Consider the following 26551-nt stretch of genomic DNA (forward strand, 5'->3'; position numbering starts at 1 on the left):
TGCCTGCAAATTTGTAATAAAATATAACATACCCTCCCTCAGAATGTCGACGTACAATTCGGATTTTTATCCTAAAATTTAGGCGAGTGACCAATTGCGGCACTTTACGTCCTATTTTATGTTAGATATATTGACATGTGTGATTTTGCGACCTATACTTAAGCCATGATCTTTACGACGGCACAATGGCGTGCCCTCTTAAATCCGGCAATGGAGCCTGTTCTTTCGTCAATTGCGACGAGGGGATGGGCTTTTTATGTTTTCGGAAGCGGCCGGGGCTGCAGCGCAATAAGGGTCGTACCTCGTGCGACGCACTAACTTTTAGGAGAGATAGCCATGAGAAAAAAACTAGTCATGATCGGAAACGGAATGGCCGGCGTGTCATTTGTCGAGCAGCTGTTGAAGCTGAATCCGCACCGTTATGAAATCTCGATTATTGGGGCGGAGCCGCACCCCAACTATAACCGCATTATGCTCTCTTCGGTGCTCGCAGGGGATGCCAGCATGAAGGATATTATTTTGAACGATTGGGATTGGTACCGTGATAACGGCATTGCGCTGCATACCGGCCAACAAGTCACTTCGGTGGATACTGAAGTACAGACGGTTACGACCGATCAAGGGCTGACAGTCGCGTACGATGAGCTGGTTTTTGCTACGGGATCATTGCCGTTCATGCTTCCAATACCGGGTGCGGATAAGGAAGGCGTCATCGCATTCCGCGATATTAAAGATTGTGAAACGATGATCGATACATCGAAAAAGTACCGGAAGGCGATTGTTATCGGCGGCGGCTTGCTCGGTATTGAGGCAGCTCGCGGATTGGTCAATCTCGGCATGCAGGTAAGCGTCGTTCATATATTCGGCTACCTCATGGAACGGCAGCTTGATGCAACGGCTTCGCGTCTCCTACAAGCGGAATTGGAACGGCAGGGGATGAAGTTTCTGCTGGAGAAGCAGTCCGATTTCATTACGGGCGAGGATCGGGTAACAGGTCTGACGTTCAAGGATGGAGCGCATGAGGAAGCGGATCTCATCGTCATGGCAGCCGGGATTAGGCCGAACGTGCAGCTGGCAAAGAGTGCCGGCGTAGAAGTGAATCGCGGTATTGTCGTCAACGATTATCTCCAAGGGAGTATAGCTAACATACACGCAGTAGGTGAGTGTGCCGAGCATCGCGGGACGGTCTACGGTCTAGTGGCGCCGCTCTACGAGCAAGGGGCGATTCTCGCCAAGAAATTGGCGGGGGTCGAAAGCGACGGCTATCAAGGATCGGTGCTGTCAACCAAGCTGAAGGTGTCGGGGGTGAACGTGTTCTCGGCCGGGCGATTTGCGGATGAACCGGGTACGAAGGCGCTTCGCGTACAGGATGATTTGGACGGTATTTATAAGAAGGTCGTGTTTGAGAATGGGAAGGTCGTCGGCGCTGTGTTGTTCGGCGATACGAGCGACAGTTCAAGGCTTTTCTCGGTTATTCGCAGTGGCAAAGACTTCACGGGAAGCGAGAAAGAGGTGCTGTTCGGGCCGTCCGGCGGTAGCGGAGGTGGTAAGTCGGTGAGCACGGCGGATCTCGTAACTGCGATGAGCGGGGACGAAATCGTTTGCGGCTGCAATGGCGTTACCAAGGATACGTTGGTGGAGGCGATCACGGAGAAGGGCTGTGTCAGCGTAGGCGAGCTAAAGGCGTGCACCAAAGCTTCCGGCGGCTGCGGCGGCTGCAAACCGCTCGTGGAAGCTATTCTGACAACCACACTCGGCGCAGATCAAGTTGCCGCAGTGAAAGAAGGCATTTGCGGATGTACGACGCTCTCGCGCGACGAAGTGGTCAATGCGATTCAGCAAATGCACCTGACGACTACGAAGGAAGTTATGCATGTATTGGAGTGGAATAATCCGGAGGGCTGCTCCAAATGCCGGCCGGCACTCAATTATTACCTCGGCATGGCATTCCCGGACGAACATGAGGATGAGCTGGAATCCCGTTTCGTGAATGAACGCAACCATGCGAATATTCAGAAGGATGGTACGTTCTCCGTTGTTCCCCGCATTTATGGAGGCGTGACGACGCCGGAGGATTTGAAGCGAATTGCGACGGTTGCCGAGAAATATCAAGTTCCGCTAGTGAAAATAACCGGGGGTCAGCGGATTGACCTGCTGGGCGTGAAGAAAGAAGACTTGCCGGGCATGTGGAAAGATCTCGATATGCCTTCCGGTTATGCGTACGGCAAGGCGCTGCGTACCGTGAAAACCTGTGTAGGCAATACGTTCTGTCGGTTCGGAACACAGGATGCCATCAAGATGGGCGTCGACCTGGAGAAGAAGTTCGAGCGGCTCAACACCCCGCATAAAGTGAAGCTCGCTGTCTCGGGCTGTCCGCGTAACTGCGCAGAGGCGACCATTAAGGATCTTGGCGTTGTCGCGATTGACGGCGGATGGGAGATATACGTGGCCGGCAATGGAGGTACTCGCGTTCGTGCGGCAGATTTGCTGACAAAGGTGAAGACGGAAGAAGAAGTGCTGGCATGGACGGGTGCTTACTTGCAGTATTACCGGGAAACCGCCAACTATATGGAGCGGACGAGTGAGTGGTCGATTCGCATCGGTCTGGATACCATAAAGACCGCTCTGGAGAAACCGGAGGATCGCGATGCCCTGAATGCGCGCATCGACAAAACGCTTGATCTCATGAAGGATCCTTGGCAGCAAATTATAGAAAGTGACGATCTGCGCAGCGCATTCGATGCGCTGACAGCCCCGATGAATCCGGAAGCTGCAGCGGCAGATGCAACGGTAAAGCCATAACTAGAGACAGCGCTGCGGCTTCATGCGGCATCAGCTGAGGGAGCGGATGAGAAGATGAACGAAATGATCATTGGACACATTTCAGAATTTCCTGAACGGACCGGACGCGTCGTTCGGCTGGGCGATATAGAATTGGCACTGTTTAAGCTGACAGATGGGACGGTCAAAGCCATTGAGAATTTATGCCCGCATAAGAACGGCAAGCTCTCCGAGGGGATTGTGTGCGACCACCATGTCTATTGTCCGCTGCATGATTGGAAGATTAATTTACATGATGGGTTAGTGCAAGCCCCGGATGAGGGTTGTGTGAATACGTACAGCACCTTGGTCGATGGATCGGGTAACGTGATTTTGCTCGTTCAGGATGGGGCTGGCGCAAGGAAAGTTTCGTAAAACTGCTGCCTTGATGCGGGTTGAAATCGATAGGACTGGGAGGCGGCGGCAATGGCACGATTAGAAGGTAAAAGGATCGCAGTGACGGGACCGCGCAAAGCGGATGAGCTCAGCAAAATGATTGCCAAATTCGGTGGAACCTCGGTGCTTCGTCCTGCGCAGGGAACGGTGTTTCTCGACGATTCCGGGATCGAGGAGCAGCTTAGTTCGCTCATCGCGCGGCCGGCCGATTGGCTTGTGCTGACGACTGGCGTTGGGACGGAGGCGCTCATGCAAATCGCGGAGCGGCTCGGTTTGGCGGAGCAGTTTGTTCACGTGCTGGGCGAAATGCGAGTTGCCGCCCGCGGCTATAAGACGGTGAATGCACTGCGTAAACTGGGCATCACGCCGGAGGTTCGCGATGATGATGGCACGACAGCGGGATTACTTCGCTTAATGGGTGCTCATGATCTATATGGTCGGACCGTCGCGCTGCAGCTTTATGGCGACCCCGCCCCGCGTCTGATTGGCGAGCTTGCCAGCCGCGGCGCGCTCTGCCAGGAGCTGCTTCCCTATCGGCATATTCCGCCGCAAGGTGATATCGTGGAGACGTTGATTGATGAAATCATCAGGGGCGACGTGGATGCCGTGACACTCACGAGCACCGTTCAGGTGCGTTATGTGATGGGCTGCGCGGCGAAGCTCGGCAAGCTGGAGGCGGTTCACGCTGCCTTCGCGGAGCGTGTGCTGGCCGTTGCCGTTGGTAAAGTGACGGCAGAAGCGCTGCAGGAGGAAGGCGTGGAGCGTGTGCTGTTCCCGGAAGAAGAGCGCATGGGCAGCATGGTTGTCGCGATGAGCAAATATTATGGCGGCGGGCAGCTGACGGAGAATGAGGCAGCGGTTGGCGAGGTGTCGGGAGACTGTGCGGGCGCAGCAACGGGATCGGGTGTGAGTGTAGATGAGCGTACGGGCCTGAGCTCGAACTCTGACCCAAGTGTTAGCACATGTAAAGCGAGTGCATGATGTCCAATCGGACTGCAACTGATTCGCCGGTGAGACAGCATAATGGCAGCAAGACATAGCTGGGATAGGGAGAGTGGGCGCATGGGCGGCGATTATGGGAAGGTGTACTTAACGGGAGCGGGTCCCGGCGACCCGAAACTGATTACGGTTCGTGGGCTGGAAAGCATTCGAGAAGCTGATGTCATTGTTTATGACAGACTCGTGTCAGATGAACTGGTTAGGGAGGCTAGGCCTGATGCGGAGCTGATCTATGTCGGCAAAGCTTCTGGCCGGCACACACTGAAGCAAGAGGAGATCAATGCGCTTCTTGCTGAGCATGCGATGCGGGGCTTGACCGTCACTCGGCTGAAAGGCGGCGATCCCTTCGTGTTCGGTCGCGGCGGTGAAGAGGCCGCCCACCTGGCTGAGCGCGGGATTGCCTTCGAAATCGTGCCCGGCATCTCCTCCTGCATCGCCGCGCCTGCTTACGCCGGCATTCCGGTTACACAACGGAAGCTCGCTGCTTCCTTTGCGGTCATTACCGGTCATGAATGTACCGACAAGGACAGCGCCTGTGTCGATTGGGCTTGGGCAGCCGGCGCGGAAACACTCGTCGTGCTGATGGGGCTGGCGCAGCTTCCATACATCGTGGAGCAGCTGCTCGGCAATCGTAAACTTCCGAGCACGCCGATTGCGCTCGTGCAAAGCGGGACCTGCACGGAGCAGCGGACCGTTGTAGGGACGCTTCGAACGATTGTCTCGCAGCCGGAAGTCGCGGAACTGGCCAGCCCGGTCGCCATCGTCATAGGCCCGGTCGTCACTATGAGGGACAAGCTGAAGTGGCAGGCGGTGGAGGCTGTTTTAAGTTGAGGTCACCTATATCCGGATCAACCCGATCCATGAGTCGTTATCTTCGCGCGAGCCAGCGCATAGATAACGACTTTTATTTTCATCCATACATCACCCATATCCTGTATGATTGACCATATGCTGCAACCAATCTCGATGCAGCCTCGTCTATAAGGGCAACAATGAGAGTCGGAGTGAGGATGAATGAAGCAGGGTTTTGGCAGGAGGATACATGCAAGGAGAGCGGTGCTTCTACTATTGAGTTCTCTAATGCTTCTGACAGGTTGTTCATTTCAATTGCCGGGCACCAAGATAGGCGGCACAGATGGAAGGGAATGCGGCAATAAGACGGGAGTCATCGACTATATCCCAGCGCTGCGATTGAATGGCATAACCTATATGTCGATGGGGAACCGTGATGAGGTGAACCTTGTGCAGCAAGGCAAGAAAGTCGGTCAAATCGGATATATGCTGTCGGATCATGCCTGCGTGGACTATGTGATGCAGGACGGGGACGCTACGCTGCTTGAGATCGGGACTGAGGTATTCGAAGTTAAAGGCTACAAGCAGAGCTACCGGCTCCTAGCGGATGGCCAGCTTTATCAAGTCTCGGAGAATAAAGCTGCGGTTACAATCGGAGAGCTGTATGATATTGCCGGCCGAATCAAGAACGTTCGATTCGTAAGCGGAAATGATGGTTCACCGCTTAAAGACTTCACGCCGGAAGCGGTCGCTGAGTTCGCGGAGGAGTATGTGAAGCTGAAGGTTATAGACCGCATGGCGCTTGCCAAACAGACGAAGAATTTAAGTGGCGGGAGCTACAGCTTGCGCGTTATTTTGGAAGACGGTTCGTCGTTTGGGATGAGTTATTGGATCAAGTTCGGCGTGCTGAGCCCTGGCGCATATGCGACAGAAAGGTTGAAGCAGTTGGTTGAAGAGCAGCGCGAGCTGATCTATAAGAGTTAATAGTCGGGCGGCGGATGGCTTGATCATCGGTCGTCTTTTTTGTTGCTTGCCTTGCTAAGGTAGCGAGGCGGATTTGGTATAATGGGAACATATAAAGGAGGCTGCTGCCAGTGAAAGGGAGTATGGTTTCGGCAACGTACTGCGAGGAGCTTGAGTCGTTGCTTCGCAGTCATGCAAGTGAGGAAGTCGCCGGTCCGATGACGGCATATATGCGTAATCTGTTTCCGTTTCTGGGCATACGAACACCGGAGCGGGCTGCGGTGACGAAGCAGTTTATGAAGGAGCACGGCGTACCATCGGGTGCGGAGCTGGAACAAATTGCCCGCAAGCTGTGGTCGCTGCCGGAGCGGGAATTTCATTATACGGCGATGATGCTGCTTGAGAAACGGAAGAAGGATCTGATGATTACCCAAGTAGAGTTCATGGAACACCTCATTACGACGCATTCGTGGTGGGATACGGTCGATTTGATCGCGGGTCATCTTGTTGGCACGATGTTCACGCGGTACCCGGAGCTGGTGCCCGTCTATACGGAGAAATGGATTGCATCGGACAACCTGTGGCTGCGCCGAACCGCGATTTTGTTCCAGCTTGGCTATAAAGGCCGAACCGACGCGGAGCTTCTCTTCTTACTCATACGTCGAACGGCCCATGAGGAGGAATTCTTCATCCGCAAAGCAATCGGCTGGGCGCTGCGCGAATTTGCGAAGACAGATGCGGCTGCGGTGCAGCAGTTCGTAGCGGACACGGCGTTATCGCCGCTAAGTGTACGTGAAGCGCTCAAACATGTCGGTGCAAAAGCATAGACGGAAGCCGGGCAAACTGACGATTGACGATGTCGCGCTTCCGTGATATTCTTAATTCCAACAAAGTAGGTAGGAATTATAGGAATAAGGTGGTGCCGACCATGAATCATCCGATATCAATCCGCAGCGGCGACATAGAATTGTCCGGCGTGCTGCAGTATCCCGTAGTAGATCGCGAAGAGAAGAGAGCTGCCAAATACCCGCTTATCATCATTTGCCACGGTTTTATCGGCAATCGTATGGGTACGGATCGTTTGTTCGTTGAGGCGGCGGAACGGCTGACTCGCAGCGGTTACCTTGTGCTGCGCTTCGATTACGGCGGCTGCGGCGAGAGCACCGGCGATTACGGCAGCGGTGGTTTGGATGAGCTGATCGGGCAGACCAGAACGGTCATCGATTACGCGCTCAGCCTTGATATGGTTGATGCGGAGCGGCTCATTCTTGTGGGCCACAGCCTGGGCGGTGCGGTAGCGGTGCTTACGGCGGCTCGCGATTCGCGCGTGAAGTCATTGGTCATGTGGGCGCCGGTCGCCCACCCGTTCATGGATATCCGCAACATTATCGGAACCAAAGCCATTCAAGAGATCGACACCGTTGGCACGACCGATTATATGCATTATCTGTTTACGAAGCGGTTCACCGATTCGCTTGCGCAATTTCAGCCGCTGACAGAGCTGCGCGGCTACAATGGAGATGTGCTGATCGTGCATGGCACGGCTGACACGGTAATCCCTGTTGACTACTGCTTCCTGTATCAGAAAATGTTCTGGCTGCGCAAAGAGGGCAATTGCGATAAAGAGGTTATTTTGCAGGGCGACCATACGTTCTCCTCGAAAGCTTCGCGCGATGAGCTGTTTGACGTATCGCTGCGCTGGATTGATGCCATTGGCAAGCGCCGCGGTGATTGGAGCTTGTGGACGATCTAATCGAAATCGTGTTGTTAGGCCGCTTTTCCTCTCTGTTTGAGGGAGGGCGGCTTTTTGGGTTGTTCGGCGTGGGTGGTGAGGACGTGAATTGTTGCGATTGATGCAACAATCCAAACCGAATACCGTGCACGCTGGAGGCTGAGAGCTCGGAAACCGAACTCTTAGCAGCAAAAACACTCGATACGGAAGCTGGGAGTTCCAGTATCGAACGCTCAGCAACCAAACTAACCCAATTCCGTGTACGCTGGAGGCCGAGAGTTCGGAAACCGAACTCTCAGCAGCAAAAACACTCCATATGGAAGCCGAGAGTTCCAGAATCGAACGCTCAGCTGCCAAACTAACCGAATACCGTGCACGCTGGCCTTGCGAGAATGAAAGAATCTTAATTCCAGCTCTGCAACATTTGGCGGTTCTTATTACGTTCTAATGGTTACAATTGCAATTAGAACGCTATGAGGAACGGGTGAACGGACAGATGAGAAAACTTGCTATAGGAGTAATCGCTTTATCGATCGGACTATTAGGTGGTTGTGCGCATCGAGGGGAGACAAGTGAGAAACCGCCTGTCGTCGTTTCTCCTCCTGCCTCGGAGCAGCCGGCCCCGGATGAACCGCCGACGCAGACACCGGAAACGCCCGAAACACCGGAAGTACCAGAAACACCAGCAGCACCGGAGACGCCAGAGCCGCCGCCAGTAGATGCCATTACGCAGCAGATCGAGAAGATGTCGCTTGATGAGAAGCTTGGGGCGATGATTATTGCCGGAGTGGACGGCACGACAGGCAGCCAAGCGGCGAAACGGATGATCGCGAATCAACACGTAGGCGGTGTTATTTTCTACGGAAATAATGTTTCGACGCCTAAAGGGGTTGTCGCCTATGTGAATCAGCTGAAGGCGTGGAACAAGGACAATGCTTCACCGCTCATGATCTCCGTCGATGAAGAAGGGGGTCGGGTGAGCCGGCTTCCCGGACTTGTAAAGCTGCCAACCGGCAAGGCGATCGGAGACACCGGTAACAGCGCGTACGCTGCTAAGATCGGAAGCATCCTTGGGGAAGCGAGCAAGACGATGGGCTTTAACGTGGATTTTGCTCCGGTACTGGACATTAACAGCAACCCGAAGAATCCGGTCATCGGCGACCGTTCCTATGGTTCGACGCCTAAGCTAGTGACGAAGATGGGCATCGCCGTTATGGAAGCCATCGAGGCAGAGGGTGTTATTCCGGTTGTGAAACATTTTCCGGGGCATGGCGATACGTCAGTGGACTCGCATCTGGAGCTGCCGGTTGTAAACAAAAGCGAAGCTGCACTCAAAGCCTTCGAGTGGGTACCTTTCCAAGAGGCCATCAATAAAGGGGTGGATGCGGTTATGATCGCACATATTCTCTACCCTAAAGTGGACGGCAAGGTGCCTGCCTCCTTATCCAAGCGGGTTATTACGGATGAGCTTCGCGGCGAACTCGGTTACGAAGGGGTCGTCATGACGGACGATCTGACGATGGGGGCAATCGCGAAGAATTATGGCATGGGTGAAGCGGCGGTCATGTCGGTCAAGGCGGGCAGTGATATTTTGTTGGTGGCCCATGAGTATAAGAACGTGGATGCGATACTTGCGGCGCTGAAAAAGAGCGTGAATCGCGGTGACATCACCATGGAGCGGTTGGATGAAAGTGTGAAACGGATTCTGCAGCTGAAACAGAAATATGAGCTGACAGACGCGAAGACGCCGCCCGCACCGAATCTGAATGCGCTTAATGCTGCCATTCAAAAAGCAGAGGCTGTTTATTCACGATAAGTTTGAAGCAGACATAATAAAAAGGCATCTTCCGGCTGGTCAGCGGAGGATGCCTTTTGTTATGTTTTCTTGCCGCTCGAATTAATCGATGATTCTCGCACGATCAGTCGATGCGGAATGATGATGTGATTCTGCAGCAGCGGCTCATCATGCACGATGCGCAGCAGGGACTGTGAAGCGGTGTAGCCGAGCTGATAAGTACCTATATCAATGGAGCTGATCGGTGTAGAAGCGAGCTCAGACAGCGGAATGTTGTTAAAGCTGACGATACAGATATCCTGCGGAACGCTGTAGCCAAGCTCTGTCAGTCCACGCAGCACGCCAAAGGCGAGCAAATCGTCGAAGATGACAAGCGCGGTTGGCCGATCCGGCAAGCTCATGAAGAAAGACATCGCCCGGTATCCGCTTTGCTGCAGCAGATCACCTTCCAACACCCATTCTTGCTGGAACGGCAGGTTTGCTTCCTTGAGCGCTTTCTTATAACCGAAGAGCCGATCCTGCGAAACGACGAGATTCGGCGGACCGCTGATGAAGCCGATTCGCTTATGGCCCTGTGCTATGAAGTGGCTGGCAGCATCATAGGCCGCTTGAATATTGTTGTTATCAATCGACAGCACATCCGGAAACTCGTCGCTTCGCCCGATAAGCACAAAGGGGAAGTTCTGCTGTTTCAGAAATCCGATGATCGGATCAGAGGTGCGGGAGGACAACAGCAAAATACCATCAACGCGGCGACCCATAACTAGGCGTGAGATGGCTTCAAGCTCATTAGAATCGGAGGTAACCGTCGTCATCAGCATGTCATAGCCGGCTCTTGTCGCCTGCGTAACGATGCCTCGAATCAACTCGCCGAAGAAGAAGTTCAGAAACAGCTCTTCTGCGGGGCGCGGCAAGACGATGCCAATCGTTTGGGTTGTTTTCGACACCAGACTCTTCGCCATCATGTTCGGGTGATAGCCGAGCTGATCCATAATCTCTTTGACTTTACGGGATGTTTCCCGGCTGATTCGCGGATGGTTCGAGACGACCCTCGACACCGTGGAAGGCGAGACGCCGGCGATTTTTGCAATATCTTTAATCGTGACTGACATAAAATCCCCCAATTGCGCAAACGTATGCACGTTTCATTGTTTATGTGAGCCGATGCTATATCTGTTCATTACCTAGAGTATATCATTGAAAAGTTTTTCATGCACAAATTTAATTTTCTGAGATAGGAGGAGAAAAACAGAGGAAATGGAAGAACGGTCCGTAATAATTTGTGCAAATGAACTGTGCAAACGTTTTCCCAACGCGTAGGCCGTAGTGTATAGTAAGGGCGTCGGTAAAACGCTTTCTTTCACAAAAAGAAGGTGGTTACAGCCTCGATTTTCCATTTTCATCGCCATCTGTACAAACGTTTGCACAAATGCAGGGGATCGTGTACAATGCAAGAGCCGCATTTTTAAGGACCACTTGCAAGCTCGGTTATTGCATCATCCCAAAGCAATCGCGCTATTCGTAATAGGATGTCGATAATTGGTTACGCTAGGTTTATGCTCCGGCGATTCCGCTTTAATAACGAGAGGGGTTAAATAGAATGAAAAAGACAGTATCCTTGCTTCTGGTTCTAACACTTGCTGCTACAATGACAGCTTGCGGCTCGAAGAACAACACAGAGAACAACACAGGTGAGACGAACACAGGCACAGTAAACAACGGCACTGGCAACAACACGGCTGAAGATGCAGAACTAGTACCGGAAGATGGCGCTACTTTGCTTGTATGGGAATCGAAAGAAGAACGTCCTTTCGTTGAGAAAATGATGAAAGAATTTAAAGAAAAATACGGCGTTGAAGTAAAAATGGAAGAGCTTGGCGCTGGCGACCAAGTAGCGAAGCTGACGACTGACGGTCCTGCCGGAATCGGTGCAGACGTTGTTTTGTTCCCGCACGATAACCTGGGTAAAGCAGTAGCTGCCGGTCTTGTTCTTCCGAATGATGTTTACGAAGAAGAAGCGAAATCGGAGAACAGCGATGTTGCGGTTCAAGCGGTTTCGTATGACGGCGTTCTATACGGCTTCCCGCGTGCAGTTGAAACGTATGCGATGTTCTATAACAAAGATCTGATCGCAACGCCTCCAACTACGTTCGATGAAGTGAAAGAATTCGCGAAAACGTTCAATGACGGCAAAAAGAATAAATATGCATTCATGTGGGATATCGGAAACTTCTACTTCAGCTATCCGTTCCTAGCTACAACAGGCGGCTTCGTATATGGCAACAACGGCCAAGACAAAGCTGAAATCGGCCTTAACAATGCTGGTGCAGTAGAAGGCGCAACTTACTTCGCATCGCTGAAGAAAGATGTATTGCCGCTAAAATCCGGTGATGTCACGTACGACATCAAAAAAGGTCTGTTCACAGGCGGTACGCTAGCGATGAACATCGACGGCCCATGGGCAATCGGCGATATCAAGAAATCCGGCATCAACTTCGGTGCAGCGCCAATCCCTAGCATCAACGGTAAACAATCCGTATCGTTCTCCGGCGTTAAAGCTTGGTACGTAAACTCGTATTCGAAATACCCGAACGCAGCGAAATTGTTCGCACGTTTTGCTTCCACGAAAGAAGCGCAACTGGATGACTTCACTTTGACTGGCGCGATTCCTGCAAACAAGGAAGCTACAGAAGATCCGAAGATCCAAGGCGATGAAATTGTAAAAGCATTCGTTGAGCAGTTCAAAAACTCGCAGCCAATGCCTTCGATCCCTGAAATGGGCAACGTGTGGACACCAATCGGCGCGGCGCTTTCCGACATCTGGAACGCTGGCAAGGATCCGAAAGCAACACTTGATAATGCTGTGAAGCAAATCGAAGATGCTAATGCAGCTGTAGCTAAGTAATAAGCCACAGTCGCAGACGCGGCAACAGCCAACTGGCTGCGAATAAACAACCATACAATGCCGTCACCCGCCCTTTCTTATAAGGGGCGGGTGACGTAACTTTATTTGGATAAGGGAAAGGAGCTGGAGGTGGATGCAGCGGCATCAAAAAACAGCAACTATTTTATCTGTTCTCGCAATGGGTCTTGGTCAACTGTACAATCGTCAGTTCGTGAAGGGCATTCTTCTGCTTTGTGTTGAAATTATGGGCGGTTACTATTTCATTCAGAGGCTTCCTCATGCAATCTGGGGTCTAGTTACACTTGGTGATACTCCGACAAAGCTTGTTAAAATCGGCAAACGCTATAAGAACGTGGTCGGTGACCACTCCGTCAACCTGCTAATCGGCGGGCTTGTTATTCTGATTTTATTCAGCTTATTTGTTGTCATCTATGTGATGAACGTCAGGGATGCGAACCGAACCGGCAAGCTGCGGGATGAAGGCGTAACACCGGCATCGTTCAAAGAATCAGTCAGCTATGTAACCGACAAACGGTTCCCACAGCTTCTGCTCACGCTGCCTGCTATCTCCGTGCTGTTCTTAACGATCATGCCGATTATTATGGCGATCCTGCTGGCATTCACCAACTACTCCGCACCGGAGCATATTCCGCCTGCGAAGCTTGTCGATTGGGTTGGGTTCCAGACGTTTATCGATTTGCTCCAATTAAAGACGTGGAGCCATACGTTCTATGGGGTCTTCGTGTGGACGGTCATTTGGGCGGTTATCGCAACCGTGACGACGTACTTCGGCGGTTTGTTCGTCGCGCTGATGATCAATCAGCAAGGTATTCGTTTTAAAGGCATGTGGCGTTCGATCTTCATTATTCCTTACGCAATTCCGCAGCTCATCTCGCTGCTAGTCATGCGAAACTTGTTTAATGGCCAATTCGGGCCGATCAATCAGTATCTCGGCTATTTCGGTATTGGCAAGCTTCCTTGGCTGACCGATCCGTTCTGGGCGAAGGTTACCGTCATTCTCGTCAACATGTGGGTCGGGATTCCGGTCTCCATGGTCCTTATTCTTGGCGTACTTACTGCAATTCCCAGAGATATGTACGAGGCTGCAGAGGTGGATGGTGCTACAGCATTCCAGAAGCTTCGCGTGATCACGTTGCCATTCGTGTTTTTCGCTACAACACCCATTCTCATTACGCAGTTTGCCGGTAATATCAACAACTTCAACGTCATCTTCCTGCTGACCAATGGCGATCCGGTTAAAGGTGACTACCAGTATGCAGGCAGCACCGACTTGCTCGTTACGTGGTTGTACAAGTTGACGCTTAATAACAACAAGTACAATTTTGCATCGGCGATCGGAATTATCATCTTCGTGATTGTCGCTTCGCTCTCGATTTGGAGCTACCGTCGTTCACGGTCGTTTAAAGAGGAGGATATGATCCAATGAGTATGAAATCGAGGAACGTCTTCCGTTTGTCTTTGACCTATATCATTCTGACGATAATTGCGATTTGTGCGATTTATCCGGCTGTATGGGTGCTGTTCTCGGCTCTGCGTCCAGGCAGCTCGCTGTTTAGCGAACAGTTCTTCCCGAGTCATCCGACGCTCATCCATTTCAAAGAGCTGTTCACTTCACCGAGCTTCAGCTTTGGCCGCTGGTATTGGAACACGCTGAAGATCGCAACACTATCGATGCTGCTTTCAACATTGCTGACTACGCTAAGCATGTATGCCTTGTCGCGTTTCCGCTTCAAGGGTCGTAAAACCTTGCTCACTACGATGCTCGTCCTTGGCATGTTCCCGGGTTTCATGAGCATGGTCGCGATCTATATCCTGCTGCTGCAGTTGGATTTGCTTGATACGCACGCGGCATTAATTCTCGTTTATTCCTCGGGCTCCGTGCTCGGCGGTTTCATTGTAAAGGGGTTCTACGACACCATTCCGCGGAGCTTGGATGAAGCGGCACGGATTGACGGCGCGAGCCATTTGACGATTTTCTGGCGCATTATGCTGCCGCTGTCTCGTCCAATGCTTACGTACATCGGACTAACGACGTTTACGGGAGCATGGGTAGACTTTATCTTCGCAAGACTTGTGCTGCGTTCCAAGGAAAATTGGACGCTTGCGGTTGGCATGTGGGACATGGTGGCTAACTTCCAGAACAGTAACTTCACGATGTTCGCGGCAGGCGCTGTCATGATTGCGATTCCGATTATGATTCTGTTCGCATTCTTGCAGAAGTTCCTTGTGGAAGGGCTCACTGCAGGAGCATCCAAGGGGTGATGATCATCCGTACTTTCATAAGAAACAAATCCGCGGCGGCCACATTGGCCGCCGCTCTGCTAATCAGCGTATTGGCAGGATGTTCCTCTGCGGATCAGCATGAGGAAGAGAAGAAGGCTGGGAAAGAAGCGGTTGCGGCACAGATCGATGAGCAGCCGGGAACGGTTTACTATGAAATCTTTGTTCGTTCTTATTCGGATTCCAATGGCGACGGTATTGGCGATCTGAACGGTGTGACGGAGAAGCTGAGTTACTTGAAGGAGCTGGGCATTGGCGGGATTTGGTTGATGCCGATCAATCCGTCACCTAGCTATCACGGCTACGATGTGACCGATTATTATGGGATCAACAAGGATTACGGCACGCTGGATGACCTGAAGAAGTTGACGGATGCCGCGCATAAGCTTGGGATCAAGGTCATTATGGATCTGGTGGTCAATCATACGAGCAATGAGCATCCTTGGTTCAAATCCGCAATGGCTGATCCGAAGAGCCCGTATCGGAATTGGTATCATATCGAAGAAGCGGATGCCCAGGTGCAGGCAGATGGCGCTGTCGGCGGTAATCCGTGGCATCCTTTCGGGAGTTTGAAGTACCTAGGCGACTTCTGGGAAGGGATGCCCGATCTGAACTTTGACGAACCTGCGGTACGCAGCGAGATGATCAAGGTCGGCAACTACTGGCTGAAGCAAGGCTTGGATGGGTTCCGGATGGATGCGGCGAAGCATATTTATGGCGACTTCGCATCCACGATCAACACCGATGCCGTTAAAGCGAGCAACCAGAAGTGGTGGCAAGAATTCCGTAAGGGTATCCTTGGTATGAAGAAGGATGCTTATATCATAGGCGAAGTCTGGGATTCCTCCGTTATTATCGCACCGTATCTGGATCAAGCGCTCGATTCGGCCTTTAACTTTGATTTGGCGAAGAAGCTGCTATCCGGCGCAGATCGGGAGCAGAATCCCGACATCGCGTTTAGTCTTGGCCGCATCTACGAGATGTACAACAAGTCATCGAATGGCGCGTTCGTGGATGCGCCGTTTCTGACCAATCACGACCAGAATCGGACGATGAGTGAGCTTGGCGGCAATGTGGATCATGCCAAGATGGCGGCGTCCCTTCTGCTCACGCTACCGGGCAATCCGTTCATTTACTACGGCGAGGAACTGGGCATGAAGGGGATGAAGCCCGACGAAGCGATTCGCGAGCCGATGCCCTGGTATGCATCAGGCGCAGCAGGCGGTAAAGGGCAGACGACCTGGGAGGCTTCTCGCTACAACACGACGCCGAATACGGTTTCGGTTGAAGCGCAGCAGGCGGATCCGGACTCCCTGCTCTCGCATTACAAGAAGCTGATTGCTTGGCGTAATGAACTGCCCGCGCTGCGGGACGGCACGATCGTAGAGAAGAATACGGACAGCCCGGCCGTTGCCGCGTATTACAGAGTAACGAACGATCAGAAGGTTCTCGTCGCGCACAATATGTCGGGGACGGAGCAGATCATTGATCTGACCGCAGGCGGAGCCGCAGCGAAGGATGAGTTTAAAGAAATCGCGCGCTCCAGCAAGGAAGGCGCCAAACTAGGCGAAGGCAAGCTGAAACTGCCGCCATACAGTACGGTGATTTTACAATAGATAAGGGCTGCCCATCAGGGTCATCGCAGGATGACGTTGGGCAGCTTTTTTGTTTTGTGCGGCATTGTGAGTAAGTTGTGGATTCTGTGGATAATATGTGCGTAAGCTTGGGGATAACCCGAAATGGTCGCATGACTGGCCTAGTTGAGCGAACGCGATTGTGTGAAGACGTTTGGCGAGTTGGGTTGTAATATGTGCGGGTCAGTACGGTGCGATAGCTTCAGCCTTCCCAAGGAGCCTTTCACGGTAACGCCCTAGGGCCCTTTTTCAGCCCATTGCTCGATTTGAAATCCTAATAAATCCCCGAGGAAAGCTCTAACGAATCGTACAGCGCTTATTTGCCTCAGAATTGGCCTCCATAAATTCTAACGAATCGTAGAGACGCTATTTATAGGTTTGTGGGCGGAATGGGAGCAATACTGCCACAATAAGACCTGTGCGATTCGTTAGATTCCTAGAGGCGGGAAATCCGACCGGATAAGACCTGTACGATTCGTTAGCTTTTCATCGACAGTCTCCCGCGGTTCGTTAGCTTAGAATTGCGGTTAGCTTCGCGAATATAAGGCCTTCAGGGTTCGTAAGTACATAGTACACCGCAGCGAAAGCTCCCTTGGTTGTCCCTGAAATAGTAATTTCATGCCCGGAGCCTCCCCTCCACCGCCCCACCGCAAGAACTGCTAGGACGTGAGAGGGGATGAAAAACAAATATTAAATTATTCAATTTAAACCTTGTAAAATTGAATATATTTATTTAATATAATTCAATATACGAGTTAAATGTTTAACAATACACTCAAGGAGGAATTGCTCTGAAATACCCACCGCCGCAGCAATGTCCCGTGTGCGAGAATAAGCTGACGATCCAAGAGCTTCATTGTGATCATTGCCACACCACGATTAAAGGCAGCTTCGAATCGACCAGATTGGCCTCCCTTAACGACGAACAGTTGAAATTCGTGGAGGTGTTCTTGAAGGTTCGGGGGAACATCCGGGAGATGGAGAAGGAGCTCAGCATTTCGTATCCAACTGTTCGGAACCGGCTTGATCACATCGTGGAAGCGCTTGGTTACCAGACCTCACCGGCGGCAGAGTCCCCTGTCGCCACGGAGGATTCACAGCGCAAGCAGGTTCTAACGAAGCTCGATGAAGGCACGATAACGGTTGAAGAAGCGTTGAAGCTTATCCAAGCCAGTAAAAAATAAAGGAGCGATTGCGACATGCGTGAAGAACGGACGATGATTACGAGAATGATCGAGGAACGGAAAATTACCGCTGAGGAAGGCTTGGCACTGCTTGAAGCGCTTGAACGAGGCGAGAGTAAGCCTGCCGTAGAGACCGTCGTAGAGACCGTCGCTCCTGCTTCGTATAAAGAAGATCTCGGACATGTAACTCATGGAGGACAAGGGGAGGCTTACTGGGAAAGCAAGCATCACTCGTTTCCAACGGAGTATGTGGAATTTGCGACAGATAACGCCTCCATTGAATACCGGACATGGGATCACAGTTTCACGCAGGTGAATGTGGCGGCGAAGATGGATAAACCCAAGAGCAGCTTCGATTTGCACAGTTGGCTGCAAGAGGCCGTTACGCAAAGCTCCGATGATGAACGCTATCGATTCAGTTTGAAGATGGATGATGTGAATGACCAGCAAATCGATGTCGCCGTAACCATTCGTGTTCCACAAGGACAAGCCTACGAGTTATTCCACATGTCTGCGACGAACGGACTCATTGATGTCCAGCAATTTGCCGCGGAGACGGCTGCATTCACATCGACGAACGGAAAAATCAAGATTGAAGGCATACAGGTTGAACAGGTGAATGTAACAACGGTTAACGGCTTCATTCGTGTAGGCGGATTATTGGCAGAATCGGCTAAGCTTACGACAACGAACGGTGATATTACGGCGACAGGCCAACTAGAGAAGCTGGAATGCCGCACGACGAACGGTTCCGTCCATACAGACGGCGTTATAGCCGAGACGATAGAGGTACACACGCAGAACGGCAACATCAAAGCGAACTGTCAGTTCGAGGAATTGGCATGCAAATCGCAAAATGGGAAGATTGAGATTCTGGTAGCGAATGCGACTTCAGAAAGCAGCATTGCCGCTAAAACACATAATGGCAACATTAGGATTCAGTTCCCGGCTCATTCGACCGGTGTTTACGGCGAATTAAACGTCAAGCATGGTCGCGCGGCCTGCCGCTTGAATGGCCAACAGCTGGTCGACAAGAAACAGGGCGATGATGCCGACTCCTGCCAAACATTCCGACAAGGGGAAGAGGAACTAACCTATGTGGAGGCTTCCTCCCATAACGGATCGATCCATGTGAGCGACGAATGATTGTGGAGACACAAGCACCTAATCGCAAGAAAACACTCATTCGCAACCTGAAGTGGACCTTGACCACGCTGTGGCAGCATGATAAAGCAGCGGTCCTCTTCATGGCGGTGGCCGCAATTGCTGAGGCGGTCGTACCGATGATTGTCGTCCTCATTCCTAAATTAGTGCTGGATGCGATCACGCAAAGCAGCGATTTGAAAGCACTTTATACCGTCATTATCGGTCTTGGGTTGCTGTTGTTTGCGGCCCAAGCAATCGCGACATGGTCCTCACACCAGGTATGGCCCCGCTTCTCCGTATTCCGCATGCAGCTGATTCGGTTATCGGGCAAGAAGTTCATGGAGATGAACCAAGAAGATATCGAGAATTCGAAGGTGCTGGATTTCAGCCAGAAAGCGGACAATGCGGTGCAAGGCGACGGGAACGGGATCGAGGGCTTGCTTCACAGCGTGACCGAGATCCTGAATCGAGCGCTTGTCGTCATCGGCTGTTCTGCCATCCTGCTCAACTTGAATGTCGTCGTGATCCTTGTGCTGGGCATCATTATTTCAATCAACTTCTACGTTAATTTACGCAACCGCTTTGTAGAGAAAAGCATCCTGGATTCGCTGTCTACGATATTCAGGCAGACTGATTACATCATGGCGGCGACGAAAAACTTCAAATTCGGCAAAGATATCCGTTTGTTCGGTTTGCGCAAATGGTTGTCGGATAAGTTTTGGAGTGTTGTAAGCGTTGACATCGCGAAGAGCTGGCTGCTTCGCAAACGTTATATCATCATCGATGCGGTGTACAACGTTGGAATCGTCGTGCAGGAGGCTGTACTTTACGCCTGGTTGATCTATAAAGTGCTGTATGCGGATTTGTCGATTGCCGACTTTACAATGTACGCGGCTGCCGTTCGGGCATTTTCTTCAAATTTCGGTCAGCTGCTGGAACGATTCGCTGAATATTTGCAGCAAAATATGCGTGTCGATGATTATTTGGCGTTTATCGAGCTGCCGATTCGGGACAACGGGTTGGAGAGGAAGGCACTCACACCTGACCGGGATGCCTCCTATACCATAGAATTTCAGAATGTGTCATTCAAGTATTCCGGGCGGGACGATTATGCGCTTCGAAACGTTTCAATCGTATTGAAGCCTAAAGAACGACTGGCGATTATCGGGCTGAACGGTGCCGGTAAAACCACCTTCATTAAACTGTTGACTCGGATCTATGAGCCGACGGAAGGGCGAATTTTGCTAAACGGTACCGACATTCGCCATTTTGATAAGAAAACGTACTACCAAATGTTTTCTGTCGTGTTTCAGGAGATTATGATGTTTGCTTTCTCCGTCAAAGAGAATGTCGCGGTGCAAGAGCTTGGTGTGCTGGACGCGGGCAAGGTCGAGCGGGCCGTTCAAGGCGCCGGGCTAGGCGATAAAATCGCAAATTTGCCGAAGGGCTACGATACCTATGTGCAGAAGGTGCTGGATGAAGCGGGAATTGAATTTTCCGGCGGCCAGAATCAGAAGATTGCTCTTGCAAGAGCGCTCTATAAAGATGCGCCGATTGTCGTGCTCGATGAACCAACCTCCGCGCTTGATGCTCTGGCGGAGTATGAGGTCTATCAGAGCTTCGATCAGATGATTGGCGATAAGACCGCGATTTATATTTCGCATCGACTCTCCAGTACGCGGTTTTGCACGAACATCGCGGTGTTCAATGATGGCCGAATTGAAGAATACGGCACGCATCAAGCGCTCATTTCGCAGGGCGGCATCTATAAGAAGATGTTCGATATGCAGGCCGTATACTACAGCAATGAGGTGAAGGTCGTTGGATAATCAGAGTCACGTGGGCATGGTACGAACGCTGAAATATTTCTATCTCTTCACATGGCGTCATAACAAACGTTATCCGCTATATCTGGTACTGAGTATTTTGCTCAAAGCGATTGTACCGTTCCCGAACATACTATTTCCCAAATACATCATCGATGAGCTCATCGGCGGCAAAAGCGTCGAGAAACTCATGCTCTATACGGCGCTGCTAATCGGAAGCAATCTTGTAATCTCCTCGCTGTTGTCGGTGTGCAATCATCTGCTGCAGTTCATTAATATGCGGACGAACAAACTGCTCGACTTTGTCATCATTAATAAAGCGATGGAGATGGACTACGAGCATGTTGAGAATGCAGCGATACTGAATATGTCGGAGAGGGCGACGTCTTCGATGAAGTGGGGCACGTGGGGCATGTACGGTGTCACCTCCAAGACGGTTGACATTATCGCAGGCATCATTACCCTTGTAGGCCTCGGCTATGTCTTCTCCTCTGTGGAGTGGTGGATTTCCGCGCTAATTCTCTTGTTTGTGGCAGCTAACTGGTACTTTGGCGCCAAATTGTCCAAGGCCAATCACAGCTTCTGGGGCAAAATGTCGGGCTATAACCGGATGTTTGATTACTTTCAGAGTCTTCTGAAGGATTTCAAATTCGGCAAAGATATCAGGCTGTACAATGCTTCCGGTTTAATCTTGAGCAGGCAGCAGGAAAGCATTCAGTTCAACCGCCGTTTATCCGGCGAGTGGACACAGTTGAATGTGAAATACAACATGCTGTTCAACTTGTTCAATGTGCTGCAGCAGATGGTGCTGTATGGGTATTTTGCGGTGAAAGTGTTTGCGGGTGCGATTACGGTCGGCAGCTTCACCATGTACATTGCGGCAGCCTCTGCGCTGAAGGACAGCATCGAGAATGTTTTTGGAGAGACGCTGCGGCTGCGGGAGCAGTCCAAGTATTTGGCCGAGTTCGTTCGGTTTGCGGAGCTTGAGGATGTGAAACCTCGGGGGCAGGGTGCGCTGCCGGCTGAGCGGGATTTTGTCATCGAGTTTCGGAACGTGTCGTTCAAGTATCCGGGGAGCCCGGAGATGATCTTGAAGGATTTCTCGATAACCATACCGTTTGGACAAAAGCTGTCTGTTGTCGGGATGAATGGCGCCGGTAAAACGACATTTATTAAGCTGCTGACGCGGCTGTATGATCCGACCGAAGGGCAGATTCTGCTTAACGGGGTGGATATTCGGACGATTGAGCTGGCTGAATACGAGAAGCTGTTTTCCGTGGTGTTCCAGGACTTTGCGATTTTCGCTTTCAGCATGAAGGAGAACATCCAGATGACGATGGGCGATCAAGCTGAGAAGCTGCATGAGGTCATCAATAAAGCCGGTTTATCTAGCGTTGTGGAGACACTGGAGAAGGGTGTCGATACGGCGGTTTATAAATATTTTGACGAGGATGGCGTGGAATTCTCCGGCGGGGAAACGCAGAAAATTGCGCTCGCACGCTCGCTGTATAAGGATGCCCCGGTCGTCGTGCTGGATGAGCCGACAGCGGCGCTAGATCCGATCGCCGAATATGAAATTTACAATCGCTTCAATGAGATTATATCAGGCAAAACGGCCGTGTACATTTCGCATCGACTGTCCAGCTGCAGGTTCTGTGATGTCATTGCCGTCTTCCATCAAGGGCGGCTCATCCAATATGGCAGTCATGACGAATTGATGCTGGAGCAGAGTGGCAAGTATGCGGAGATGTTCAATGCGCAGGCGCAGTATTATGTAGACGAAAGGACTTCGCAGGCGGGATAATCGGTCGACACTGCATATTTCCTATCCGTGCAATAAACACTAACCTGAGGTTTATTGTCAGAAGCGGGAAGGGCGGCATGGCATGATAGATGAGAAAATCGTTGGTATTCTGGATGATCGCATTGATACGATCAAAGGCAAGAACGGTACATTGATCTTAGTTGGGCCTATTCAGCTGCCGGTTAATTTGGAGGGGGAAACGTACACCTTCCAGTGGTATTGCTGGCTTCCGTGCAGGGATCTGGTCCATACAGAGGGCGGCTGCAAGGACAAGGAACGAACCGAGTTTCTGATCGAGCAGTTGTCCGCGTCCAATCTGGCGGAGAAGCAGCAATCGAGCGCGCTCGTGTACGGCGACTTTGCGGAAGGCCCGGATGCGCTCATCCGTATGCATAGCATCTGTCATACGGGGGATATATTTGGGAGCAAGCGCTGCGATTGCGGGTATCAGCTGCATCAGTCGATGAAGATGATCACCTCGCACGGTACCGGCGCTCTGTTCTATTTGGCCAATCATGAAGGCCGGGGAATCGGGCTGTTCAGTAAGGCGATGGCTTATCTTCTGCAGGAGAAAGGCTACGACACGGTCGAAGCGAACCTGGAGCTCGGGTTTATGGATGATACGCGCAGTTATGAGGAGACGCTGCTCGTTCTCGCCCATCTGCGCAGCAAGCCGGTGACGCTCATCACGAACAATCCGAAGAAGCTCGCAGCGCTTAAGGCATCCGGCATGAACGTGGAGGATCGGGTCCCGCTCTGGGGCGATATTTCGGAGTTCAACCGCAAGTATCTGGAGACCAAAGTGAACCGCTCCGGGCACTTTGCGGAGGAACTGCCCATCCCTTGACGGGGTAGGGGGAAGGCCGAAGGTCGACTTGCGGAGAAACTGAGGAACTGACGATCCCGTACCGGGGTAGGAAAGGCCGACTCTTCATCATGGATGATGAAGGGTTGGTCTTTTTTGCTTTCAGCCCTGGTTAGAAAGTGACGACTCGAGCACCAGAGTAGCACCCAGAGCAACGCATTGGTGGTAATAAGGTGGATTAGTAAGAAAAGTAGACTCTCCGCTCCAAAACCGCAAAAAAGAGCCGAGAGTTCAAAAAAGCAACTCTCAGCTCTAAACTCAGCCTCGCCTGCCGGATTCGGCCTGCAAAACAAACTAACCCATTAGCTTATACACAACAAACCCGAAGCTACCCAGCGCGATGGAGAGCTGCTTACCCGTCGACGACTCTACCGTCGAACCGCGGAACACATCCTGCCACTTCCCGCTTGCAGCCGGCACAGCGAGGCTGCAAGCCTTCGCTCCCGCGTTCATCCCAATGATGAATTGCTCGTCACCGCTGCGGCGAGCGTAGACAACCGCAGAATCATCCTCCTCAGCATGCAGGAAGGTAATATCCATGGAGCGCAGAGCGGCATGCTGCTTACGAAGCGCGATCAGCGTTTGATAGAACTTCAGCAGGTCACTATTCTGCTCCTCCTCTTCCCACACCATGCACTGACGGCAGTCGGGATCGCCTGCGCCTGACATGCCCACTTCATCACCGTAATAGATGCACGGCGTACCTGGGTAGGTCATTTGGAACAATGCAGCCAGCTTCATTCGGCTCTCATCGCCATCGCACAGCGTGAGCAGGCGCGGCGTGTCGTGGCTATCCAGCAGGTTGAACGCAACCTCGGTCGCTTGCTGCGGATAATTCGCCAACTGCGTGCCGATGGCGTTCGCGAAGCTGCGTCCGTCAAGTTTGCCATAAGCGGCATAATCGAGCACGGCGTTGGTGAACGGATAGTTCATGACCGCGTCGAATTGATCGCCTTCCAGCCACATCATCGAGTCATGCCAAATCTCGCCGAGAATGTAAGCATCCGGGTTAACGTCCTTGACCGTCTTGCGGAAGTCGCGCCAGAAATGATGATCGACCTCATTAGCGACATCAAGCCGCCAACCATCGATGCCGATTTCCTCCACCCAGTAGCGGGCTACGTCCAACAGGTACTTTTTGACGTCCGGATTCTCGGTATTCAGTTTCGGCATGATCGGTTCAAAAGCGAACGTGTCATAAGTAGGGATACCATCCTCGATGCGAAGCGGCCATTCACGCACATGGAACCAGCCTGCGTACTTCGACTCCGCACCTTTCTCCTGCACATCAAGGAATGGCGGGAAGGTAGCGCCGGCATGGTTGAATACCGCATCAAGCAGCACGCGCATGCCGCGTTTGTGGCAGATGTCCACGAGCTCTTTCATAAGCTCATTGGTGCCGAAATGCGGATCGACCTTCAAATAATCCTGTGTATCATATTTGTGATTCGTCGTCGCTTCGAATACAGGAGTGAAATAAATCGCATTTACGCCCAGGTTCTCTAAATAATCCAGGTGATCAATGACCCCCTGAATATCACCGCCGAAGAAGTTCTTCGGAGTCGGCTTTCCGCCCCATGGCTCTACATTGTCAGGATCGAGCGATGGGTCACCGTTTGCAAAACGTTCCGGGAAGATCTGATAGAAAACCGCTTCCTTCACCCAAGCCGGCGGCTGGAAAACGTCAATTGGATTGATGAACGGGTAGTCGTAGAATGTGAGGCAATCGGGCGGCAGCTCACTCACAAAACCACTTTCGGTCAGCCACAGCGTCTTCGGGCCTTTCTCCAATTGAAACGCATAGCGCAGCCGGCGAAACGGCGGTTCCACGGCAACCTCCCAGTAGTCGAACATGGCATCCGTAGCAAAAACGCGCATAGGCACGATTTGCATCGTTTTGTCCCATGCATATTTGTCGCCTACAACGGCTTGAACGGCATCCATGTCGCCTTTCTGCGTGCGGATACGCAGATGCAGCGTGGAACGGTCGTATGCGTAGGACCAGTTTTGCTTCGGACGATGATAAATGGCTTCGAGCATCATAATAAGGTTCACTCTCCTAAAATAGATCTAAGCCAATGCAAAAAAGGTACAACCTCGTCATTCATAACGAGGTTGTACCTTTGCGGTAGCATGGCCTTTTAATTACGTCTATTATACCACACCAGCGGTCCATTATTCACGCCAGAAATTCATCTGTGCAGAGGTGGTTCCTCATCAGGAGTGGATGCGGCACGAGGGAGATGGGAGAAAGATGCCAACGCCGCTCATTCGCTTTTCGCCCAAAGTTTGGATGGAACCTGTTCGACACTTGACACCTACGGCCAAAGGGGCTATTATCACTTGAGGCTAACTAACGTTCGTTAGGCAATAATGCGGACCATGCAAGGGGAGAACTAATGATGACGGCAAACCGATTGAAGCAAGCTGCATTGACGTTGTTTGCGGATTCTGGCTATGAGGGCGTGTCTTTATCCGAAATCGCCAAGTCAGTGGGGATTAAGACGCCGTCGATCTATGCTCATTTTGACTCCAAGGAGCAGTTGTTTATCGAGCTGCTGGAGGACGCGATTCGGGAGGAGCGGGAGAAACTTCTGCTGCTGCTTCAAGGGATGGAGGCTCATCCGCCAATAGAGCGGCTGTACGCCGTGTACTTGTTTTACACCGATCTGGATCAAATTACGAAGGGGCAATCCTTCCTGAAGCGAACGATGCTTGTTCCGCCACGACATTTGGAGTCGCGGCTTCGTCAATATTTTACGACGTACGAAGAGGAAGTAACGGTTCATGTACTGGCTCTGCTTCGGGGCAGTTCATATGAGGGAACTCTCGGCGAGGAAGAGGCTGAGCGGCTGCTTGCATTGTTTTATGCGCTAATTGACGGCTTGCTTGTGGAACATAAATTGTACGATTCGGCGCTGTATCGGAAGAGGCAGGAACGGCTTTGGAGCTGGCTGCAGGAGGCGTTGAAGCCGGAAACGGCAAAGTGAGGGGGATGAGTCGAGATGGCATGGCTGTATTTGCTGCTGGCCGGACTGCTTGAGGTGGGCTGGGCTTATGGCATGCAGGCTTCAGATGGGTTTACGGAATGGCTGCCTAGCTTGATAACCATTGTGCTGTTGATTATAAGCTTTATGTTGTTTGCACGGGCGATGCGGAGTATTGAAATCGGAACGGCTTACGCGATATTTACGGGTATTGGAACCGTGGGTACCGTTATCGTGGGCATTGTCCGAGGAGAACCGGCAGATCTGCTCAAATTACTGTTTATCGCAATGCTTATCGGAGGCATTGTAGGGCTCAAAGTCATCGCAAGTAAAGATGATAAGAAAGAACCTCAAGCGGATATTACCGCTTCAGAGGGAACGGAGTAAGGGAGGTGGCTGCAA

General features: G+C 51.7%; 21 protein-coding genes. 19 read left to right on the plus strand and 2 right to left on the minus strand.

Annotated features, from left to right (window positions below):
* The first annotated feature begins 336 nt into the window (after positions 1-336).
* The 8 genes from nirB (at position 337) to nagZ (ending at position 9518) form a co-directional block, all read left to right on the plus strand.
* A complete protein-coding gene (gene nirB / locus AC506A_RS23245; protein WP_495463388.1) occupies positions 337-2802 on the plus strand; it encodes a nitrite reductase large subunit NirB in 2466 nt (821 codons plus the stop codon).
* Positions 2803-2856: 54 nt separating this feature from the next.
* Complete coding sequence (gene nirD, locus AC506A_RS23250; RefSeq protein WP_495463389.1) at positions 2857-3195, plus strand: nitrite reductase small subunit NirD; 339 nt, start codon at positions 2857-2859, stop codon at positions 3193-3195.
* Positions 3196-3246: 51 nt separating this feature from the next.
* Positions 3247-4197: a uroporphyrinogen-III synthase gene (locus tag AC506A_RS23255; protein ID WP_495463390.1), complete on the plus strand. Its 951-nt coding sequence runs from the start codon at positions 3247-3249 to the stop codon at positions 4195-4197.
* An 81-nt stretch (positions 4198-4278) separates the two neighbouring features.
* Positions 4279-5046, plus strand: coding sequence for a uroporphyrinogen-III C-methyltransferase (cobA, locus tag AC506A_RS23260; protein WP_495463545.1), 768 nt, complete (start codon positions 4279-4281; stop codon positions 5044-5046).
* A 183-nt stretch (positions 5047-5229) separates the two neighbouring features.
* The gene (locus AC506A_RS23265) at positions 5230-5991 is read left to right on the plus strand and encodes a hypothetical protein (protein ID WP_495463391.1); all 762 of its coding nucleotides are present in this window, start codon (positions 5230-5232) and stop codon (positions 5989-5991) included.
* A 122-nt stretch (positions 5992-6113) separates the two neighbouring features.
* Positions 6114-6797, plus strand: coding sequence for a DNA alkylation repair protein (locus AC506A_RS23270; RefSeq protein ID WP_495463546.1), 684 nt, complete (start codon positions 6114-6116; stop codon positions 6795-6797).
* Between the two features lie 101 nt (positions 6798-6898).
* The gene (locus AC506A_RS23275; protein ID WP_495463392.1) at positions 6899-7723 is read left to right on the plus strand and encodes an alpha/beta hydrolase family protein; all 825 of its coding nucleotides are present in this window, start codon (positions 6899-6901) and stop codon (positions 7721-7723) included.
* A gap of 475 nt (positions 7724-8198) precedes the next feature.
* Positions 8199-9518 (plus strand): beta-N-acetylhexosaminidase, encoded by a 1320-nt coding sequence (gene nagZ / locus AC506A_RS23280; protein ID WP_495463393.1) that lies wholly within the window; start codon positions 8199-8201, stop codon positions 9516-9518.
* Positions 9519-9577: 59 nt separating this feature from the next.
* Here the strand turns inward: nagZ and AC506A_RS23285 are convergent, their stop codons facing one another.
* Complete coding sequence (locus AC506A_RS23285; protein WP_495463394.1) at positions 9578-10609, minus strand: LacI family DNA-binding transcriptional regulator; 1032 nt, start codon at positions 10607-10609, stop codon at positions 9578-9580.
* A 488-nt stretch (positions 10610-11097) separates the two neighbouring features.
* Here AC506A_RS23285 and AC506A_RS23290 point away from each other — a divergent pair, with 488 nt between their 5' ends.
* The 9 genes from AC506A_RS23290 to AC506A_RS23330 all read left to right on the plus strand — a co-directional run bounded on the left by AC506A_RS23290 (position 11098) and on the right by AC506A_RS23330 (position 23144).
* The gene (locus AC506A_RS23290) at positions 11098-12402 is read left to right on the plus strand and encodes a sugar ABC transporter substrate-binding protein (protein WP_495463395.1); all 1305 of its coding nucleotides are present in this window, start codon (positions 11098-11100) and stop codon (positions 12400-12402) included.
* Positions 12403-12535: 133 nt separating this feature from the next.
* On the plus strand, positions 12536-13849 hold the full coding sequence (locus AC506A_RS23295; RefSeq protein WP_495463396.1) for a carbohydrate ABC transporter permease: 1314 nt from the start codon (positions 12536-12538) through the stop codon (positions 13847-13849).
* Complete coding sequence (locus AC506A_RS23300; RefSeq protein WP_495463397.1) at positions 13846-14685, plus strand: sugar ABC transporter permease; 840 nt, start codon at positions 13846-13848, stop codon at positions 14683-14685. The genes AC506A_RS23295 and AC506A_RS23300 overlap by 4 nt, the downstream gene beginning before the upstream one ends.
* On the plus strand, positions 14685-16319 hold the full coding sequence (locus tag AC506A_RS23305) for an alpha-amylase family glycosyl hydrolase (protein ID WP_495463547.1): 1635 nt from the start codon (positions 14685-14687) through the stop codon (positions 16317-16319). Before AC506A_RS23300 ends, AC506A_RS23305 begins: the two co-directional genes overlap by 1 nt.
* 839 nt (positions 16320-17158) lie before the next feature.
* Positions 17159-17521, plus strand: a complete 363-nt coding sequence (locus tag AC506A_RS23310) for a DUF2089 domain-containing protein (RefSeq protein ID WP_495463398.1) — start codon at positions 17159-17161, stop codon at positions 17519-17521.
* Between the two features lie 15 nt (positions 17522-17536).
* Positions 17537-18667 carry a DUF4097 family beta strand repeat-containing protein gene (locus AC506A_RS23315; protein ID WP_495463399.1) on the plus strand — a complete coding sequence of 377 codons (1131 nt, stop codon included), beginning with the start codon at positions 17537-17539 and terminating at the stop codon, positions 18665-18667.
* Entirely contained in the window at positions 18664-20496 is a 1833-nt protein-coding gene (locus AC506A_RS23320; protein WP_495463400.1) for an ABC transporter ATP-binding protein, read from the plus strand. The genes AC506A_RS23315 and AC506A_RS23320 overlap by 4 nt, the downstream gene beginning before the upstream one ends.
* Complete coding sequence (locus AC506A_RS23325; protein ID WP_495463401.1) at positions 20489-22297, plus strand: ABC transporter ATP-binding protein; 1809 nt, start codon at positions 20489-20491, stop codon at positions 22295-22297. Before AC506A_RS23320 ends, AC506A_RS23325 begins: the two co-directional genes overlap by 8 nt.
* A gap of 82 nt (positions 22298-22379) precedes the next feature.
* Positions 22380-23144, plus strand: a complete 765-nt coding sequence (locus tag AC506A_RS23330; protein ID WP_495463402.1) for a GTP cyclohydrolase II — start codon at positions 22380-22382, stop codon at positions 23142-23144.
* 312 nt (positions 23145-23456) lie between these two features.
* On the opposite strand, the gene AC506A_RS23335 is transcribed toward AC506A_RS23330, so the two are convergent.
* A complete protein-coding gene (locus AC506A_RS23335; RefSeq protein ID WP_495463403.1) occupies positions 23457-25205 on the minus strand; it encodes an alpha-glycosidase in 1749 nt (582 codons plus the stop codon).
* Positions 25206-25561: 356 nt separating this feature from the next.
* On the opposite strand from AC506A_RS23335, the gene AC506A_RS23340 reads away from it, so the two are divergent.
* Together AC506A_RS23340 and AC506A_RS23345 are read left to right on the plus strand one after the other, a co-directional pair.
* The gene (locus tag AC506A_RS23340) at positions 25562-26152 is read left to right on the plus strand and encodes a TetR/AcrR family transcriptional regulator (protein WP_495463404.1); all 591 of its coding nucleotides are present in this window, start codon (positions 25562-25564) and stop codon (positions 26150-26152) included.
* A gap of 15 nt (positions 26153-26167) precedes the next feature.
* Positions 26168-26536, plus strand: a complete 369-nt coding sequence (locus tag AC506A_RS23345) for a DMT family transporter (RefSeq protein ID WP_495463405.1) — start codon at positions 26168-26170, stop codon at positions 26534-26536.
* The last annotated feature ends 15 nt before the right edge of the window (positions 26537-26551 follow it).

Source organism: Paenibacillus sp. N22P23 (assembly GCF_059383735.1).

What these genes read in the sequence shown, in the direction of transcription:
- nirB (WP_495463388.1), top strand. Translation starts at nt 337, where the DNA reads ATGAGAAAAAAACTAGTCATGATCGGAAACGGAATGGCCGGCGTGTCA.
- nirD (WP_495463389.1), top strand. Translation starts at nt 2,857, where the DNA reads ATGAACGAAATGATCATTGGACACATTTCAGAATTTCCTGAACGGACC.
- AC506A_RS23255 (WP_495463390.1), top strand. Translation starts at nt 3,247, where the DNA reads ATGGCACGATTAGAAGGTAAAAGGATCGCAGTGACGGGACCGCGCAAA.
- cobA (WP_495463545.1), top strand. Translation starts at nt 4,279, where the DNA reads ATGGGCGGCGATTATGGGAAGGTGTACTTAACGGGAGCGGGTCCCGGC.
- AC506A_RS23265 (WP_495463391.1), top strand. Translation starts at nt 5,230, where the DNA reads ATGAAGCAGGGTTTTGGCAGGAGGATACATGCAAGGAGAGCGGTGCTT.
- AC506A_RS23270 (WP_495463546.1), top strand. Translation starts at nt 6,114, where the DNA reads ATGGTTTCGGCAACGTACTGCGAGGAGCTTGAGTCGTTGCTTCGCAGT.
- AC506A_RS23275 (WP_495463392.1), top strand. Translation starts at nt 6,899, where the DNA reads ATGAATCATCCGATATCAATCCGCAGCGGCGACATAGAATTGTCCGGC.
- nagZ (WP_495463393.1), top strand. Translation starts at nt 8,199, where the DNA reads ATGAGAAAACTTGCTATAGGAGTAATCGCTTTATCGATCGGACTATTA.
- AC506A_RS23285 (WP_495463394.1), bottom strand. Translation starts at nt 10,609, where the DNA reads ATGTCAGTCACGATTAAAGATATTGCAAAAATCGCCGGCGTCTCGCCT.
- AC506A_RS23290 (WP_495463395.1), top strand. Translation starts at nt 11,098, where the DNA reads ATGAAAAAGACAGTATCCTTGCTTCTGGTTCTAACACTTGCTGCTACA.
- AC506A_RS23295 (WP_495463396.1), top strand. Translation starts at nt 12,536, where the DNA reads ATGCAGCGGCATCAAAAAACAGCAACTATTTTATCTGTTCTCGCAATG.
- AC506A_RS23300 (WP_495463397.1), top strand. Translation starts at nt 13,846, where the DNA reads ATGAGTATGAAATCGAGGAACGTCTTCCGTTTGTCTTTGACCTATATC.
- AC506A_RS23305 (WP_495463547.1), top strand. Translation starts at nt 14,685, where the DNA reads ATGATCATCCGTACTTTCATAAGAAACAAATCCGCGGCGGCCACATTG.
- AC506A_RS23315 (WP_495463399.1), top strand. Translation starts at nt 17,537, where the DNA reads ATGCGTGAAGAACGGACGATGATTACGAGAATGATCGAGGAACGGAAA.
- AC506A_RS23320 (WP_495463400.1), top strand. Translation starts at nt 18,664, where the DNA reads ATGATTGTGGAGACACAAGCACCTAATCGCAAGAAAACACTCATTCGC.
- AC506A_RS23330 (WP_495463402.1), top strand. Translation starts at nt 22,380, where the DNA reads ATGATAGATGAGAAAATCGTTGGTATTCTGGATGATCGCATTGATACG.
- AC506A_RS23335 (WP_495463403.1), bottom strand. Translation starts at nt 25,205, where the DNA reads ATGATGCTCGAAGCCATTTATCATCGTCCGAAGCAAAACTGGTCCTAC.
- AC506A_RS23340 (WP_495463404.1), top strand. Translation starts at nt 25,562, where the DNA reads ATGATGACGGCAAACCGATTGAAGCAAGCTGCATTGACGTTGTTTGCG.
- AC506A_RS23345 (WP_495463405.1), top strand. Translation starts at nt 26,168, where the DNA reads ATGGCATGGCTGTATTTGCTGCTGGCCGGACTGCTTGAGGTGGGCTGG.